We start from the raw sequence: 16,001 nt of genomic DNA on the forward strand, positions 1-16,001 counted from the left end.
ATCATATTACGGGAAACCTTTTGCAATACGGGAGAGCTCTCCCGGTTATCGAGGAGCGAAGAAAATGCCGGATCACATTGAGATACGGGGCGCCCGTGTCCACAACCTGAAAAACATAGACATTGACGTTCCGCTGAATCGCATCGTGGGGATTGCCGGCGTTTCGGGCTCTGGCAAATCCTCGCTTGCGCTTGGCGTTCTCTATGCCGAGGGCTCCAGACGGTATCTGGAATCTCTCTCCACCTATACCAGACGGCGCATGACGGGAGCTGCGGCGGCGGATGTCGACGAGGTGCTCTATGTGCCCGCGTCGCTCGCGCTGCACCAGAGGCCCGGCGTACCCGGAATCCGCAGCACGTTCGGCACCGGTACGGAGCTTTTGAGCAGTCTGCGGCTGATGTTCTCGAGGCTTGCGAGTCACCGCTGCCCGAACGGACACTATCTCAGACCGTCGATCGACGTGGCGGCGGGCAGAGAGCTTGTCTGCCCGGAGTGCGACGCGCACTTTTACGCGCCCTCCGCCGAGGAGTTGGCGTTCAACAGCCAGGGGGCATGTCCAGCCTGCGGCGGCACGGGGACCGTGCGCACCGTGGACGAATCCACACTGGTACCCGATGAGTCCCTTTCCATTGACGAGGGAGCGGTCGCACCCTGGAACACGCTGATGTGGTCGCTGATGACCGATGTGTGCCGGGCGATGGGGGTACGCACAGATGTGCCGTTTTCCGAGCTCACCGCACAAGAGCGGGAAATCGTCTTTCACGGCCCGGCGGAGAAGAAGCACATTCTCTATCAGGCCAAGAACAGCAACCAGGCGGGCGAGCTAAATTTTACTTACTACAATGCGGTCTACACCGTTGAAAACGCCCTCGCCAAGGTAAAGGACGAAAAGGGCATGAAGCGGGTCGAAAAGTTTCTCAGAGAGGACCCCTGTCCCGACTGCGCAGGCACGCGCCTGTGTGCCGCTGCGAGAGCGCCGAGACTGTGCGGCCTCTCCCTCGACGAGGCCTGTGCAAGGCCTCTTGCGCAGCTTGCGGAGTGGGTGGCCGAGGTGCCGCACGCTCTGCCGGAGGAGATGCGGCCCATGGCTGAGACCATCTGCAATTCGTTTCTTCTGGGGGCGAAGCGGCTGTTGGATCTCGGCCTCGGCTACCTCTGCCTGGAGCGCGCAAGCTCCACACTGTCCACCGGCGAGCGCCAGCGTATGCAGCTTGCGAGAGCTGTGAGAAACCGCACCACGGGCGTGCTGTATGTGCTGGACGAGCCGTCGATCGGTCTGCACCCCGCCAACATGGTGGGCCTCACGGGCGTCATGCGGGATCTGATTGCAGATGGGAACTCCGTGATTCTGGTCGACCACGACACGCAGGTTCTCCGCGAGGCGGACTGGTTTATTGAAATGGGGCCGCAGGCCGGAGCGGACGGGGGGACTGTGATTGCGCAGGGCTCGCTTGAGACGCTTGGAGCGGGCGCCGCCTCGCAGATCGCCCCCTTTCTGACGGGGCGGGAAAAGCCGCGGGTGCGGCACTGTGCAGCAGTGGACAGGATGTTTGAAAACGGCATCATTGAGCTTCAAACCGAAGCGATTCACACCGTAAAACCGCTCGAGGTGAGTATCCCCAAAGGACGGTTGACAGCCGTGACCGGCGTGTCGGGCTCGGGAAAGACGACGCTGATTCTCGAGAGCCTGATTCCGGCTTTGGAGGCGGCCATAGAGGGGAAAAAGCTGCCCGGCCACATCAGGGGGGTGAGTGCCGACGGTATCCGGCGGGTCAAGCTGATCGACGCGTCGCCGATCGGCATCAATGTGCGTTCCACTGTGGCGACTTATGCCAATGTTCACGACGAGCTGAGAAAGGCCTACGCAAAAACAGCCGACGCCAAAGCCGGCGGATACCGGGCGGGGGACTTCTCCTACAACACGGGTGCGCTGCGCTGCCCCACCTGCGACGGCACGGGGACAATCAGCCTGGATGTTCAGTTTCTGCCCGATGTGGAGATCCCGTGCCCCGACTGCAGGGGGACGAGATACCGCAGAGAGGCCTGGCAGATCTTACGCCGGAGCAGAGGCGGAGAGTGCCGCTCTCTGCCGGAGCTGATGGCGATGGATGTCAGACGGGCCATGGCCGCCTGTGAGGATTTGAAGACCGTGCAGGGCAGACTCCAGGTGCTGGAGAGTCTGGGTCTTGGCTATCTGACGCTGGGCGAGGCCACCCCGACACTCTCCGGCGGTGAGGCCCAGCGGCTGAAGCTGGCCGCCGAGATGGGCAGGCAGCAGAGCGACACGGTCTTTGTCTTCGACGAGCCGACCATCGGGCTGCATCCGCTGGATGTGCGGGTGCTCATCGGCGTATTTCAAAGGCTTCTTGACGCGGGGGCGACGGTCATTGTCATCGAGCATGATCTGGATATGATTGCAAATGCCGACTACGTGGTGGACATGGGGCCGGGCGGCGGTGAACTGGGCGGCCGAATCGTGGCGGCCGGCACACCTCAGCAGCTCGCGCAAAATCCGGACAGTCTCACCGCAGGCTATCTCAAAGAGATTCTGGAATAGAAGAACAGAAAAAGAGCGGGACACGGGGCGGCAGCCCTGTGTCCCGCTCTGCGTATGTGGAAAAAGCGGGCTACAGCCCGAGCTGTTCGAGCATGTGCAAGACGCCCTCATGGTTGTTGTCGAGCGTAATGCGGTCAGCGCTGCGGCGCACCGGTTCGGGGGCGTTTGCCATGGCGACGCCGAGGCCGGTGGCGCGCAGCATGTCCACATCGTTGAAGTTGTCGCCGAACGAGACGGCTTTCTCAAGCGGAATGCCATAGTGTTCGCAGATGGCGCGCACCGCCCCCGATTTGACGGCGCTGCGGTCGGTGATTTCGAGGTAGGTGGTGCTGGACCGGTGAGCGGCGAGCATGGGATAGGCCTCGGTGATTTCCCGGGCGATCTGGTCGGTTGTCTCCGGCTGGCAGATGAGCAGAATTTTGTGAACCTGATCGACCCCGCTGAGCAGCTCACCGAAGTCGCCCTGCTCGGCGGGAACTTCGATGACCTCACTCTCAAAGACGATGCGCGGGTCCTGCGCGTCGTCGACAAGCCAGCGGTCGTCCGCGTAGAGATTGAGAGAAGTTCCGGGCCAGGCGGGACCGATTCGGCTGAGCAGCTCGAGTGCGAGCGCCTTGTCGAAGCCGATGCTGCGCACGGGGCGGCGTTCTTCATCGAGTGTCAGCGCGCCGCTGTGGCAGACAATGGGGTAACGCACGCCGATGGCGTCCTGAATCAGATAGATGGCCCGCGGCATGCGCGCCGACACCAGGATAAAGGGAATGCCCCGCCGATCGAGTTCGCGGATTTTGGCAGCGGTGGCCTCCCGGACGCGAAAGGTGCTGTCGAGCAGGGTTCCGTCGATGTCGGAAAAGACAATTTGATAGGGGTTCATAAAGCGACTCCTCTGACAGTGAATTTCGGACAGTAAGGCCATTTTACTACGTTGGTCGGCGCGCCGTCAACGAATTTGACAGCGGCAGCGACAGGTATTGCGCGGCTTTGAAAAATCAGATATACTGGAACAACTGAGCTTGCAGAGAACAAAGTTTAGGGAATGGGAAGGACGAGGGGCTTGAAAATTGCAAAACTGTTTGAGGCACAGGATGTCACGACCGGAACGCCGTGGCTGCGTATCACACAGCTGACTGTGCCGATGCTGCTGGGCAACATTGCCCAGCAGCTCTACAACACGGTCGACACCATTGTCGTCGGCCGCTATGTGGGTGACAACGCGCTGGCTGCGGTCGGCGGGGCGTCTCCGATTCTCAATTTGCTGCTGGTGCTGTTCATTGGCATCTCGACGGGCGCGGGGATTCTGGTCTCGCAGCGCTTTGGCGCACACGACCGCGAGGGGCTTGCGAGAGTGATTGGAAACTGCATCACCGTCACCGCGATTGCGACGGTGATCAGCATGGCAATCGGCGTACTTGCGGCGCGGCCGCTGCTTCGGCTCATGCATACGCCGCCGGCTGTCTACGAGTGGTGTGCAGACTATCTGACCATCTTCTTTTTGGGCATTGCCGGCTTTGTCTATTACAACATCCTCTCGGGTATTCTGCGCGGCCTGGGAGACAATGTGTCGGCGCTTCTGTTTTTGCTCGTGTCAACGGCGATCAACATCGTGCTCGATCTCTGGTTTGTGGCCGGGTTCGGCATGGGTGTTGCGGGCGTGGCGCTGGCGACCGTGATCGCGCAGGGGATTTCGGCGGTGCTCTGCACATGGAAGCTGTTTCGCATGCGTAAGCACTTCCACCTGAAAAAGAGCGATCTGCGTCTTGACGCCTCGTGCGTGCGGGGAATCATCGGACTCGGTCTGCCGAGCGGCGTCTCGCAGGGTGTGTTCTCCATCTCGGCGCTGCTGGTGCAGTCGCTGACAAACAGCCTCGGGGAAATCGTGATGGCCTGCAACGTCGTCGTGATGCGCATCGACGGCTTTGCCATGATGCCCGCGTTTTCCATCGGGGTGGCAATGACGACCTACGCCGGCCAGAATTACGGCGCGGGACAGACGAGACGTCTGCGCGACGGTGCACGGCAGGGAATCCTGGTGGCGCTCGTTATGTCGGCGGTTCTGACAGGGGGAATCCTGCTCTTCGGCGAGCAGCTCGCCTGGATTTTTACCGACACGCAGGCCCTCATCGGCATGAGTGTACAGATGCTGCGCATTCTCGCGGTGGGCTATCTGGTCTTCGGTGTGAGCCAGGCGCTCAGCGGCTTTATGAGAGGGATTGGAGATACGAGAACACCGATGTGGATTGCGATCATCACGCAGGTCGTTTTGCGGCTGCCGCTCGCGTATCTGTTTGCATGGCTCAGTCGGGATGCAGAGTACCCGAACGGCCGGCCGGAGTCGCTGTTTGCGTCTCTTGTCATCTCCTGGACGATCGCAGCGGTCCTCACCGTTGCCGCCTACCGGCGCAAGGTGCGAAAGCTGATGAAGGGCGTCGCCCAAGTGCAAGGCGCGCAGGCGTGAAAGAATAAAAAAGGAGTCTCAACTGCGGTTGAGACTCCTTTTTGCTGTGATTCAGCGGTGGACGACTCCGAGGAAATGGAACAGATTGTCGACTGTGAGATAGAGGTCGTCGTGCGCGCGCAGCTTTGCCTCCCGGTAGGGCACGGCGACGCGGTTGATGCTGAAAATGCCGCTGACTCCCCGGTCGTAGGCGGCTTCGGCGCCGTCTCCGATATCGCCGACAATGGCGATGAGTGGAACGCCCGCGCGCTGCGTGCGCGCGGCGACGCCGATGACGACCTTGCCCCGAATGGACTGGGAGTCGATCTTGCCCTCGCCGGTGAGCACGAGATCGACCCCGTCGAGCAGCTCGTCGAAGCGCACGGTGTCAAGGACGGTCTCGATGCCCATCTGGAGCTTCGACGAGAGAAAAGCGAGCATCCCGAAGCCCATACCGCCCGCGGCGCCCGCGCCGGGAGTGCCGGCAAGGTCTCTGCCGAGATCCCGGCGGACGACCTCGTCCATGTGACGCAGACCGCGGTCGAGCTGACGAACCATTTCCTCATCGGCCCCTTTCTGCGGCGCGAAGACATGGGCGGCGCCCGTCTCGCCGAAGAGCGGGTTGTCGATGTCGCACATGGTGAGAATTTCGACGGACGAAAGCTCTGTCATGAGACCGGAGAGATCAATGTGCGCAACCCGCTCGAGCGTACCGCCCGTGGGCACAAAAGTCTCGCCGGCTGCATTGGAAAAGCATACTCCAAGAGCCGAGGCGGCACCGGCGCCGGCGTCGTTGGTGGCGCTGCCGCCGAGGCCGACGATGATTTTTTTGCAGCCGCTTTTGGCGGCGTGGGCGATCAGCTCGCCGACGCCGTATGTGGTGGCGCGCAGAGGATCGGGGTGATCCCCCACCAGAGGAAGACCGGCGCAGGCCGCCATTTCGATGACGGCGGTGCTCCCGCCGTCGACGACACCGTAGCAGGCGGCCACCGACTCGCCGAACGGGCCGCTGACCGTGACGCTGCGGCGCTCGCCGGACAGGGCACTGAGAAAGGCGTCCACGCTGCCCTCGCCGCCGTCGGCCACGGGAATTTTGATGATTTCGGCGCCGGGGATGTTGTGAGTGATGGCGCGCTGCATGATGTCGCAGATCTCCTGGGAGGACATGGTGCCCTTGAACGAGTCGGGGATGAGCAGAAACTTTTTCAAAGCGACGCACCTCCCTCAGGGGGCAGGCTCGCAATGGCCTGACGGATGATATCCGCCGAGGCGTGAAAGCGCCGCAGTTCCTCAGGCGTGAGGTGGAATTCGCCGATCTCCTTGACGCCGGTACGGTTCAAGATGGCGGGCACGCCGCAGAAGACATCACTTTCGCCGTACTCGCCGTCGAGCAGCGTGGAGACCGGAATCATACGGTTTTCATCAAAGAGAATGGCCTTGATGATACCGACTGTGGCACCTGCGATTCCGAACTGGGTGTTGCCCTTACGGCTGAGTACCTCAAAGCCCGAGCGGACCGTCCGCGAGAGGAGACCCTCGAGGTCGACCTCGCCGAAGCGCGCGCGGTCGTCGGCGACGATTTCAAGAAAGCTCTTGCCGCCGACGGTGACATGGCTCCAGGGGATCATCTGACTGTCGCCGTGTTCGCCCATGGTGTAGCCCTGAACGCTGCGCGGGTCAATGTTCATCAGCTCGCCGATGAGCGTCTTCAGGCGGGCCGAATCGAGCGCCGTGCCGGTGCCGATGACCTGGTTTTTCGGCAGACCCGAGAGGCGCCAGACATAGTAGGCCATGACGTCGACCGGGTTGGAAATCACAATAAAATGACCGTTGAAGCCGCTGGCCATAATGGGCGTGACGATGTCACCGACGATTTTGGCCGTGGCGCCGAGCATCTCGAGCCGGTCGATTGTTCCGCCGCGCGGCGCCGAGGCAGTGATGACCACAATGTCGGCGTCGGAGCAGTCGGCGTAGGAGCCGGTCTTGACGCGGATGTTGCGGCTGGCATATTCAACGCAGTGGCGCAGGTCGAGCACTTCGCCGCGAGCCTTTTCAGCGTTGACATCAAGGAGCATCACCTCGTCGCAGACCCCTGCGATGACAAGATTGAACGCGATGGTGGACCCGACGTTTCCGGCGCCCACTATGACGACTTTGCTGCGGTTGACTGTCATGGATGAATCACATCCCTCTCTGTTTGTTGACTCCATTATAAAAGCGCCGCCGGAGAGCGTCAACAAAAATCCCCGCCACCCTCTGAGGGCGGCGGGGATTTTCTATTCGATGGAGAAGTCCTCCTGCCGGTACTCCGGCAGGGCGGCGGGGCGCTTGGGAATGCGCTTGAGCGGGTCGTAGCGGAACCGGCGGCAGCGGGCTCCGCACTCCACCATGCCCCGTTTGCGGCAGAGCAGCTGTCCGCCGCCCACCACGGTGACGGCGTGCTCACAGAGCTCACAGCGTGGTTCGATTTTCTTTCCAAAGATCATGGCGTCCTCCCAAGGTGTTCTTCCTGTTTAGTATAGCGCAACACAGCCCGCTTGGAAAGCCCCGATTTTTGCCTGCGCGGGACAATCGCCGCGATGCCCCAGGCGATACCCGCCGGAATGAGCAGCGCGCAGGAGAGCAGCAGGATATCGGAGAAGCCGACGCTCAAAATGGACTCTACACCGCTTTGAAGCGTTTTGCCGACCGAGATTTCAAATGGATAGAAAAAGAGCGCCACGTAGGTGAAAACAGACGCCAGAACCGACTGCACCGCCTTGCCGCCGATGTAGGGCAGAGAGCTCAGATCCGACTCTGAGAGAAACGAGAGAACCTGACAGTGTACCGATATGCCGGCCCAGCCCAGGATGCCGGCTGTGAGCGCGAGGCGGGAAGCGGCGCTTGCGGTGAGCGCTCCTGCGCCCCGCACACCCGCCGTGACCTCGAGCAGTCCGCCGAGCAGATTCTCAAAGAAAGCGGCGTCGAGTCCGGCGGGGGAGAACACGCGGGCGAAAAAGGCGGCGACAGCCGGGATGACGCCACTTAAGGTGAGCAGCTTTGTCACGACGGCAAAGAAGACGATAAACGCAATGACATAGATGAGGTTGTCGGTTGAGGAGCGCACCGATTTGGTCAGTGCGCCGGAGAGTCCGCGGGCCGTGCTGCCGCTCCCGCGGGAGGCGGGAACCCGGCTGCGGTCACCGTACTTGTAGAAGCGAAACAGAAAGCCGGTGCAGACACAGGCGGCGATGTGGCACACATAGAGCAGCACCCCCAGGCGAAAGTCCTTCCAGATGCCGATGCCGACCGAACCGAGGACAAATGCGGGACCTGAGTTGTTGCAGAAAGAGAGCAGCCGCTCGGCTTCGGTCTTGGTGCAGTAGCCGCTCTGATAGAGTGAGATCGCGGTGTTTGCGCCGACCGGATAGCCGCTGAGAATGCCGAGAAAGAACGCAAGGCAGCAGCTTTTGGGCACGTTGAAAACCGGTCGCATGAGAAAGCCGAACACGGTGCCAAGCTGGCGTGCGCCGCCGGTCTCAATGAGCAGCGACGCAAAGACAAAAAAGGGGAAGAGCGCGGGGATGATAACCCGAAAACAGACGCCGAGGCTCTCGATGACGGCGGCCGAGACCTCGCCCGGATAGCGGATGAGCGCCGCGATACAGGCGAGTATCGCGGCAGGCAGAAGAAAGCGAAAACACTTTTTGATCAGAAATCCCAAGCAGGCCGCTCCTTTCCATGACGGGAGAGCCCCGCCGTTTTCCGTATAGGCTAATATATTACCGGCGAAGTCATTTTACCATCGCCGCCGGCATAAATTTTTGTTAGAACAGCATACAGGAGGAGCCATGGCCAGAAGAACAAAGGACAGCGATCACCGGGGAATCCGCGAGCGGATCGCCGACATCAGCCAGGCGCTCGATATCCCGAGTGACGCGCTCACCGGGGGCAGCCGTATCGAGCTGCTGGGCAACCGCGCGCTCACCGTCGAGTCGCACAAGGGCATTTTGGAATACAACGACGACTGCATCCGCCTGTCGGGCGGCAATGTGGTCATCGTGGTGCGGGGCAAGAACCTCAATTTGAAAAATCTCACCGCAGAGTATGCCGAGATCACGGGATTTATTGTCGGAATTGACTTTACGGCCTGACTCGTGCGCCGGATAAGGAGTAAACTATGATCATCTTTCGTCTGCTCCGGTTTTTCTGGGGGAGCGTCACCGTCTTTGCCAGAAGCTCGTTTCTGGAGCGCTTTTTGAATCTCTGTACTCATGCGGGCATCAAAATTTACCGTGTGGAACGCCACAGCCGCGAGGAGATGGACTTCACCGTACCCGCGCGGCAATTCAAAAAACTGCGGCCGATTGCACACAGGACCAAAACCAGGCTGCGCATTACGGAAAAGCGGGGCTTCCCCTTTCTGGTGCGGCGCTACCGCAAACGCTACGCGCTGGCGGCGGGGGTGCTGCTCTTTCTGGCGGCGCTGGCGTTCATGTCCTGTTTTATCTGGTCCATCGACGTCAGCGGCAACGTGGAGGTAAGTGACGAGGAGATTCTCGCCCAGCTCGCGGAAGAGGGCTTTGTCACCGGTATCTACGCGGGCAATCTCGACCTTGATACCATCTATCAGAATATGCTCATCAAAAACGACCGCCTCGCGTGGATCGCCATCAACATCAAGGGCAGCAAGGCCTTTGTCGAGGTCAAGGAGCGGGTCATGGCGCCGGAGTTTGTCGACCGCGAGAATCCCTATGACATCTTTGCGCGAAGCGACGGGGTGATTACGGCCCTTGAGGTCTACGAGGGCGAGCCCATGGTGAAAGTCGGCGACGCCGTGACCAAGGGGCAGCTTCTTGTCGCGGGTACGCGCACCAACCAGTTTGGAGAGATGACGCTGCACGCGAGCGAGGCAAAGATTCTCGCGCAGACCGCACGAAGTTTCAAGACCACCGTACCCCAAATCAAACAGGAGGAGTACTACACCGGCGAGGTGGAGAAAAAGCGCACCCTGCGCATTTTCGGGCTGCCGATAAAATTGTTTCTAAACAGTGGTATTTCTGCCGCCGAATATGATAAAATTACGAATGAATACGACGTGTCCATCGGCGGGCAGCTCTATCTGCCCATTCAGATGGAAGTCGTCACCTACAAGGAAAAAGAGGTCTTTGAGCGGACACTCACCCGTGAGGAGCAGCTTCTTGAGGCGCGCGGCAAAATCGGCCGTTTCGCCGAGCAGAAGCTCCGGGGGATGGAGGTACTCGACAGCCATGAGAGCGTGGTTGACAACGGCGACTCCATCACCGTGCGAATCACGTACGACTGCGTGGAGGACATCGGCGAGCGCGTGCGCATCTATCCGGCCGACATGCCCGAGCAGCAGCCCGCCGCGTGAGTGCGGCAAGAGGACGGAGAATCCGGCAGTGGAAAGGAAGCGGCGGGATGGCCGCCGCGCAGGAGGATATGACGGAACGCACCATCAACATCGACCGAATGGAGGAGGTCGTCAATGTTTTCGGCAACTTTGACGAGAACATTGCGGCCATCGAGCAGCGCTATCACATCAGCATTCTCTTCCGGGACGGGGAACTCAAATTCTCCGGCGGCGCGGAGGATGTCGACCGGGGCATCAAGGTTGTGGAGGGCCTGCTGCTGCTCGCCTCAAAGGGAGAGCTCATCGGCGACCAGAATGTCGAATATGTGATCTCTCTTGTGGAGGAGGGCGAGCAGGACAAAATCAATGCCCTCGCGGGGGACTGTGTCTGCGTCACGGCCAAGGGAAAACCCATCAAGGCGAAGACGCTCGGCCAGCAGAAGTATGTGGAGGCCATTGAAAAGAATACCATCACCCTGGCGGGCGGCCCTGCCGGAACGGGCAAGACCTATCTCGCCGTAGCAATGGCCGTCTCAGCCTTTCGCGACAAGAACATCAACCGCATTATCATCACCCGACCGGCAGTCGAAGCGGGAGAGAAGCTCGGCTTTCTGCCCGGCGATTTGCAGAACAAAGTCGATCCCTATCTGCGGCCGCTGCACGATGCGCTGTTCGACATGCTCGGCGTGGAGACCTATCACAAGTACCTCGAGCGCGGCAACATCGAAGTTGCGCCGCTCGCCTATATGCGTGGGCGCACGCTTGACGACAGCTTTATCATTCTCGACGAGGCCCAGAACACCACGCCCGAGCAGATGAAGATGTTTCTCACCCGCCTCGGCTTCAATTCCAAGGCAGTCATCACGGGCGACACGACCCAGACCGACCTGCCCTATGGGAAAAAATCGGGGCTCGTCGAGGCGATCAAGATCCTGCGCAACATCGACGATATTGCGATTGTCAACCTGACCAACCGCGATGTGGTGCGCCACAAGCTGGTACAGAAGATCATCATGGCCTATGAGAAATACGAGGAAGAAAAGGGGCGCCGCCGTGTCAGAAAAGAGTCAAAATAGCGTTCTCTTTGCCAACGAACAGGACAAGCTGAAAACCGACGGACTCGAGGCGCTGCTTTTGCGCTGCGTCGATGAGACTCTTCGCGCTGAGGGGTTCCCGGAGCCGGCGGAGATCAGCGTGACTTTCGTCGACGACGAGGCCATCCACGAGTTGAATCTGCAGGCGCGCGGAGTTGACCGGCCGACGGATGTGCTGAGCTTTCCTCTGTTGGAGTGGGATGGCGAGCCGGACTTCGAGGCCGTGAGAAACCGCGCCACGGGCGCGGTGATGCTCGGTGACATCGTGCTCTCGCTCGAGAGAGCGGCGGCTCAGGCGCAGGAGTATGGCCACAGCTTTGAGCGCGAGACGGGTTTTCTGTGCGTACATAGCATGCTGCATCTGCTCGGCTACGACCATGTCGAGCCCGATGAAGAACAGGTGATGAGACAGAGGGCTGAGGCTGTATTGCAGACGCTCGGCCTGAGGAGGGAACATGGAGATTAAGAAATCGGGCTTTGTGTCGCTGGTCGGCCGGCCGAATGTGGGAAAATCCACACTGGTCAACGCCCTGGTCGGCGAAAAGGTGGCAATCGTCTCGCCGAAGCCCCAGACGACCAGAAACCGCATTCTTGCCATTTTGACCACCGACGACACCCAGGTAGTCTTTGTGGACACGCCCGGAATGCACCGCCCGCGCACCAGGCTCGGCAACTACATGGTGCGCTCGGCTGAGAGCTCTCTGCGCGATGTCGACGCCGTGCTCTTTGTGGTGGAGCCGAACGGGAAGATTGCCGAGATTGAGCAGCAGATTCTGGCGCGGCTTGTCTCGGACAAGCTGCCTGCGGTTCTCGTCATCAACAAGGTGGACCGCAGTACGCCGGAGCTCATTGCCAAGACCATCATGCTCTATCGGGACTGCTGCGATTTTCGGGCGGTTGTACCCATCTCGGCGCTCAAAAACGATGGGGTGGATATTGTCCGCGACGAGATTCTCGCGCTCATGCCGCAGGGGCCGCAGTACTTCCCGGAGGACGAGCTGACCGATCAGCCTGAGCGGCAAATGGTCGCCGAGATCATCCGCGAAAAGGCGCTTGGCCTGCTCGACCAGGAGGTGCCCCACGGCATTGCGGTGGAAATCGTCCAATTTCGCGAGCGTGAGGACGGCCTTGTGAGCATCAGCGCGACCATCTACTGCGAGAGGGAGTCCCACAAGGGCATCATCATCGGCAGAGGAGGAAAGACCCTCAAGGCCATCAGTTCGCGCGCGCGCGCCGACATCGAGCGGCTGCTTGACACGAGAGTGTATCTTGAGACCTTTGTCAAGGTCAAGGAGAACTGGCGCGACAGCGACTATCTGATTCGGAACTTCGGCTATGACGACAGGAGAGATGGCTGACGGTATGGAACTCATGGCCAGGGGTATTGTCATCAAGGAGACCGCAGTGGGTGAGAACGATAAGATTCTCACCCTGTTTCTCGAGGGGTACGGCAAGGTGCAGGCCTGGGCGCGCGGCTCGCGCAAAGTGTCGGGCAAGCTCCTCGCGGTGAGCTCTCTGTTCACCTATGCCAAATACTCCATTGTCAAGCGAAAGGACACGGGAATCATCACCGGTGGCGAGGTCATTGAGACCTTTTTCGATCTGCGCACCGACATTGTCAAGCTCGCGCTTGGCAACTATCTGCTCGAGCTCGCAGGCGCATCGGTGGAGGAAAATGCCGCCGAGGACGAGATTCTGCGGCTGCTGCTCAACACGCTGCATGTGCTGACAAAGCGCGATTTGCCGCCAAAGTTTGTCAAGGCGGTGTTCGAGCTTCGTATCCTGTCGCTCTCGGGCTATCTGCCGGAGCTTCACAGCTGTGTCAGCTGCGGCAGGGAGAGCGGGCTGACCCGCTTTGACTGTGTCGCGGGGGGCCTGCTCTGCGGCAGCTGTGAAAGCGATGCACCGGCTGAAACAATCTACCCTGTTTCGGCTGGAAGCGTGGACGCCATGCGCTATATTGTGTCCTGCCGTCCTGAAAAGCTCTTTTCCTTTACACTTTCGCCGGCCTCGCTGGACCAGCTTGCAGAGGTAGCCGAGGGATTTGCAAGAGTCATGCTCGAGCGCCGGTTCAAGACGCTCGGCTTCTATCACAGTATTGTTTGAAAAGCAGGTGAACACTTGAAACAGAATCGGGAATCATTAAACGCCAAGACCCGCCGCACGCTCGAGTACGACAAAGTTGTGGCCATGCTCGCCGAGTGTGCTGCGACTGACGATGCCAAGGAGCGCATCCGTGCGCTCACGCCGTCGGGCAACCGGGAGGAGGTCGAGCGTCGTCTGCGGGAGACCGACGACGCGAAGACGCTCATCGGGCTGCGGGGAGGGCCCCGCTTTGCGGCTGTGAAAAATGTCGTTTCAGCCGTACAGCGCGCCGACAAGGGGGCGCGCCTCTCGCTGCGGGAGCTGCTCGACGTCGCAGGCGTGCTGCGCACGGCGCGCACGCTTCGCGCTTACCACGACGATGCATCGGAGGTGGAGCTCTCCATCGGGCATCTCTTTTCGGGGCTTGTGCCGAACAAGTATCTTGAGGAGCTCATCACAAACTCCATTCTCTCTGAGGAGGAGATCGCAGACGCGGCGAGCGCAGAGCTCGCACGCATCCGCCGTGCCATCGGCGCGCAGACCGCCAAGGCCCGTGAGATTCTCCAGCGAATCATCCGTTCCACCACCATGCAGAAGTATCTGCAGGAGCCGATTATCACCATGCGCGGCGACCGCTATGTCATCCCGGTCAAGGCTGAGCACAAAAACGACATTCCGGGCCTTGTCCACGATACATCGGGCAGCGGCGCGACCTATTTTATCGAGCCCATGTCAGTCGTTGAGGCCAACAACGAGCTGCGAGTGCTGCTCTCGAAAGAGCAGGACGAGATCGAACGCATCATCGCCGAGCTCTCCGCCCAGGTGGCCGAGAGCGGCGAGAGCATCAAAACCGACTACGATCTGATCGTGGCGCTCGATGTGATCTTTGCCAAGGGCAAGCTCTCCTACCAGATGAAAGCGACGCGGCCGCTGGTCGGCGATGACGGCGTGGTGGAGCTAAGCCATGCACGCCACCCGCTGATTCCCGCCGGGCGGGTGGTGCCGATCGACATCCGTCTGGGCGGTGACTTCGATACGCTGGTCATCACCGGCCCCAACACGGGCGGCAAGACGGTGACACTCAAGACGCTCGGACTTCTGACACTCATGGCGCAGGCGGGGCTCCACATCCCCGCGTGGGACGGCAGCCGCGTGTCGACCTTTGACAATCTGCTCTCCGACATCGGCGACGAGCAGTCCATCGAGCAGTCGCTGTCGACGTTTTCCTCCCACATGACAAACATCGTCAGCATCATGGCGGTGGCGGATGAGCGTACGCTTCTGCTTTTTGACGAGCTCGGCGCGGGTACTGACCCAACCGAGGGCGCGGCGCTTGCCATTGCCATACTGGAGCGCGGGCGTCTTCTCGGCGCGCGCATCGCGGCGACCACTCATTACGCCGAGCTCAAGCTCTTTGCGCTCAAGACGCCCGGGGTGGAAAACGCCTCCTGTGAATTCGATGTGCAGAGTCTCAAGCCGACCTATAAGCTGCTCATTGGCACACCGGGCCGCTCTAACGCCTTTGCCATCTCGGCTAAGCTCGGGCTTGATGCGGCGGTGATCGACCGCGCAAAGAGCCTGATTGAGGAGGACTCCATCCAGTTTGAGGAGGTGCTCCACCAGCTCGACGACAAGCGCCAGCAGCTTGAGCGCGAACACGAGCAGGCGGCTCTTCTGCGCCGGGAGCTTGAGGGTGAGCGCGGGCGTCTCGCCGAACAGCGCGAGCAGTTTGAGCGTATGCGCGACCGCGAGGCGGACCGAGCGCGTCAGGAGGCCAGGCGGATTCTAGCCGCGGCGAAGCACGAGTATGCCGAACTGCAAAAGCAGATTGACCAGGTGCGCCGAATCCGTGAGAGCGCAGACTACCAGCGCAGCCTGCAGGAGCTCAAATCAAAGACCAAAAGTCATCTGTCAAACCTCGACAACCTGGTCAACCCTGTGAACGACAGTGACGACGGCTATGTTCTGCCGCGGCCGCTGAAGATCGGCGACAGCGTGCAGATCAAAAACATCGACAAGCTCGCCTCGGTTCTGAGTCTGCCCGATCAGAACGGCAATATGGAGCTGCAGGCGGGCATCATCAAAACCAAGGTGAACGTCAGGGATGTGCGCCTGGTAGAGACCGACAAGGTGACCATCAACGTCTCAAAGAGCAAATACCGTGACCTCATGGCTAACCGTGAGAAAAACGCAGCAAGGGCCGATGGACCGAAATCGGTGCGCAGCTATAACCCGGAGCTCGACTTGCGCGGAATGAACGGCGATGAGGCGTCGCTTGAGATCGACAAGTTTCTCGACGACTGTGCCGTTGCCGGAATCAATCAGGTCTCGCTGATTCACGGCAAGGGGACGGGTGCGCTCCGCGCGGCAGTCCATGCGTTTCTCAGGGGAAACCCGCACGTCAAATCCTTTCGGCTGGGTGTGTACGGCGAGGGGGAGACGGGGGTCACCATTGTGGAACTCAAATAGTCGAATTGT

14 protein-coding genes are annotated in these 16,001 nt (G+C 60.4%); 9 read left to right on the plus strand and 5 right to left on the minus strand.

Annotation, left to right across the window (positions count from 1 at the left end):
• Positions 1-64 precede the first annotated feature (64 nt).
• Positions 65-2,557: an excinuclease ABC subunit UvrA gene (locus H8695_RS02015; protein ID WP_249299201.1), complete on the plus strand. Its 2,493-nt coding sequence runs from the start codon at positions 65-67 to the stop codon at positions 2,555-2,557.
• 70 nt (positions 2,558-2,627) lie between these two features.
• Here H8695_RS02015 and H8695_RS02020 read toward each other — a convergent pair whose 3' ends face one another.
• Complete coding sequence (locus tag H8695_RS02020) at positions 2,628-3,431, minus strand: Cof-type HAD-IIB family hydrolase (protein WP_249299202.1); 804 nt, start codon at positions 3,429-3,431, stop codon at positions 2,628-2,630.
• A gap of 180 nt (positions 3,432-3,611) precedes the next feature.
• Between H8695_RS02020 and H8695_RS02025 the strand changes: the two genes are divergently transcribed.
• The gene (locus H8695_RS02025) at positions 3,612-5,012 is read left to right on the plus strand and encodes an MATE family efflux transporter (RefSeq protein WP_346726782.1); all 1,401 of its coding nucleotides are present in this window, start codon (positions 3,612-3,614) and stop codon (positions 5,010-5,012) included.
• 51 nt (positions 5,013-5,063) lie between these two features.
• Here the strand turns inward: H8695_RS02025 and H8695_RS02030 are convergent, their stop codons facing one another.
• The 4 genes from H8695_RS02030 to H8695_RS02045 form a co-directional block, all read right to left on the minus strand.
• A complete protein-coding gene (locus tag H8695_RS02030; RefSeq protein WP_249299204.1) occupies positions 5,064-6,200 on the minus strand; it encodes a glycerate kinase family protein in 1,137 nt (378 codons plus the stop codon).
• On the minus strand, positions 6,197-7,165 hold the full coding sequence (locus H8695_RS02035; protein WP_249299205.1) for an L-lactate dehydrogenase: 969 nt from the start codon (positions 7,163-7,165) through the stop codon (positions 6,197-6,199). Before H8695_RS02035 ends, H8695_RS02030 begins: the two co-directional genes overlap by 4 nt.
• Before the next feature lie 102 nt (positions 7,166-7,267).
• Positions 7,268-7,477 carry a hypothetical protein gene (locus H8695_RS02040; protein ID WP_249299206.1) on the minus strand — a complete coding sequence of 70 codons (210 nt, stop codon included), beginning with the start codon at positions 7,475-7,477 and terminating at the stop codon, positions 7,268-7,270.
• Positions 7,474-8,694, minus strand: a complete 1,221-nt coding sequence (locus H8695_RS02045) for a nucleoside recognition domain-containing protein (protein ID WP_249299207.1) — start codon at positions 8,692-8,694, stop codon at positions 7,474-7,476. The genes H8695_RS02040 and H8695_RS02045 overlap by 4 nt, the downstream gene beginning before the upstream one ends.
• A gap of 127 nt (positions 8,695-8,821) precedes the next feature.
• On the opposite strand from H8695_RS02045, the gene H8695_RS02050 reads away from it, so the two are divergent.
• The 7 genes from H8695_RS02050 (at position 8,822) to H8695_RS02080 (ending at position 15,992) form a co-directional block, all read left to right on the plus strand.
• Positions 8,822-9,124, plus strand: coding sequence for a YabP/YqfC family sporulation protein (locus tag H8695_RS02050; protein WP_249299208.1), 303 nt, complete (start codon positions 8,822-8,824; stop codon positions 9,122-9,124).
• Positions 9,125-9,150: 26 nt separating this feature from the next.
• A complete protein-coding gene (gene yqfD, locus H8695_RS02055; protein ID WP_249299209.1) occupies positions 9,151-10,365 on the plus strand; it encodes a sporulation protein YqfD in 1,215 nt (404 codons plus the stop codon).
• Between the two features lie 68 nt (positions 10,366-10,433).
• Positions 10,434-11,420: a PhoH family protein gene (locus H8695_RS02060; RefSeq protein ID WP_249299210.1), complete on the plus strand. Its 987-nt coding sequence runs from the start codon at positions 10,434-10,436 to the stop codon at positions 11,418-11,420.
• Positions 11,398-11,904, plus strand: a complete 507-nt coding sequence (ybeY, locus tag H8695_RS02065; protein ID WP_249299211.1) for an rRNA maturation RNase YbeY — start codon at positions 11,398-11,400, stop codon at positions 11,902-11,904. Before H8695_RS02060 ends, ybeY begins: the two co-directional genes overlap by 23 nt.
• Positions 11,894-12,796, plus strand: coding sequence for a GTPase Era (gene era, locus H8695_RS02070; RefSeq protein ID WP_249299212.1), 903 nt, complete (start codon positions 11,894-11,896; stop codon positions 12,794-12,796). The genes ybeY and era overlap by 11 nt, the downstream gene beginning before the upstream one ends.
• Entirely contained in the window at positions 12,774-13,544 is a 771-nt protein-coding gene (gene recO / locus H8695_RS02075) for a DNA repair protein RecO (RefSeq protein WP_249299213.1), read from the plus strand. The genes era and recO overlap by 23 nt, the downstream gene beginning before the upstream one ends.
• A 15-nt stretch (positions 13,545-13,559) precedes the next feature.
• Positions 13,560-15,992, plus strand: a complete 2,433-nt coding sequence (locus tag H8695_RS02080) for an endonuclease MutS2 (protein WP_283243542.1) — start codon at positions 13,560-13,562, stop codon at positions 15,990-15,992.
• Positions 15,993-16,001: the final 9 nt, after the last annotated feature.

The organism is Feifania hominis (genome assembly GCF_014384765.1).
GTDB classification, from domain to species: domain Bacteria; phylum Bacillota; class Clostridia; order Oscillospirales; family Feifaniaceae; genus Feifania; species Feifania hominis.

Coding starts and splice junctions, on each gene's coding strand:
- H8695_RS02015 (WP_249299201.1), top strand. CDS start 65: ATGCCGGATCACATTGAGATACGGGGCGCCCGTGTCCACAACCTGAAA.
- H8695_RS02020 (WP_249299202.1), bottom strand. CDS start 3,431: ATGAACCCCTATCAAATTGTCTTTTCCGACATCGACGGAACCCTGCTC.
- H8695_RS02035 (WP_249299205.1), bottom strand. CDS start 7,165: ATGACAGTCAACCGCAGCAAAGTCGTCATAGTGGGCGCCGGAAACGTC.
- H8695_RS02040 (WP_249299206.1), bottom strand. CDS start 7,477: ATGATCTTTGGAAAGAAAATCGAACCACGCTGTGAGCTCTGTGAGCAC.
- H8695_RS02050 (WP_249299208.1), top strand. CDS start 8,822: ATGGCCAGAAGAACAAAGGACAGCGATCACCGGGGAATCCGCGAGCGG.
- yqfD (WP_249299209.1), top strand. CDS start 9,151: ATGATCATCTTTCGTCTGCTCCGGTTTTTCTGGGGGAGCGTCACCGTC.
- H8695_RS02060 (WP_249299210.1), top strand. CDS start 10,434: ATGACGGAACGCACCATCAACATCGACCGAATGGAGGAGGTCGTCAAT.
- era (WP_249299212.1), top strand. CDS start 11,894: ATGGAGATTAAGAAATCGGGCTTTGTGTCGCTGGTCGGCCGGCCGAAT.
- recO (WP_249299213.1), top strand. CDS start 12,774: ATGACGACAGGAGAGATGGCTGACGGTATGGAACTCATGGCCAGGGGT.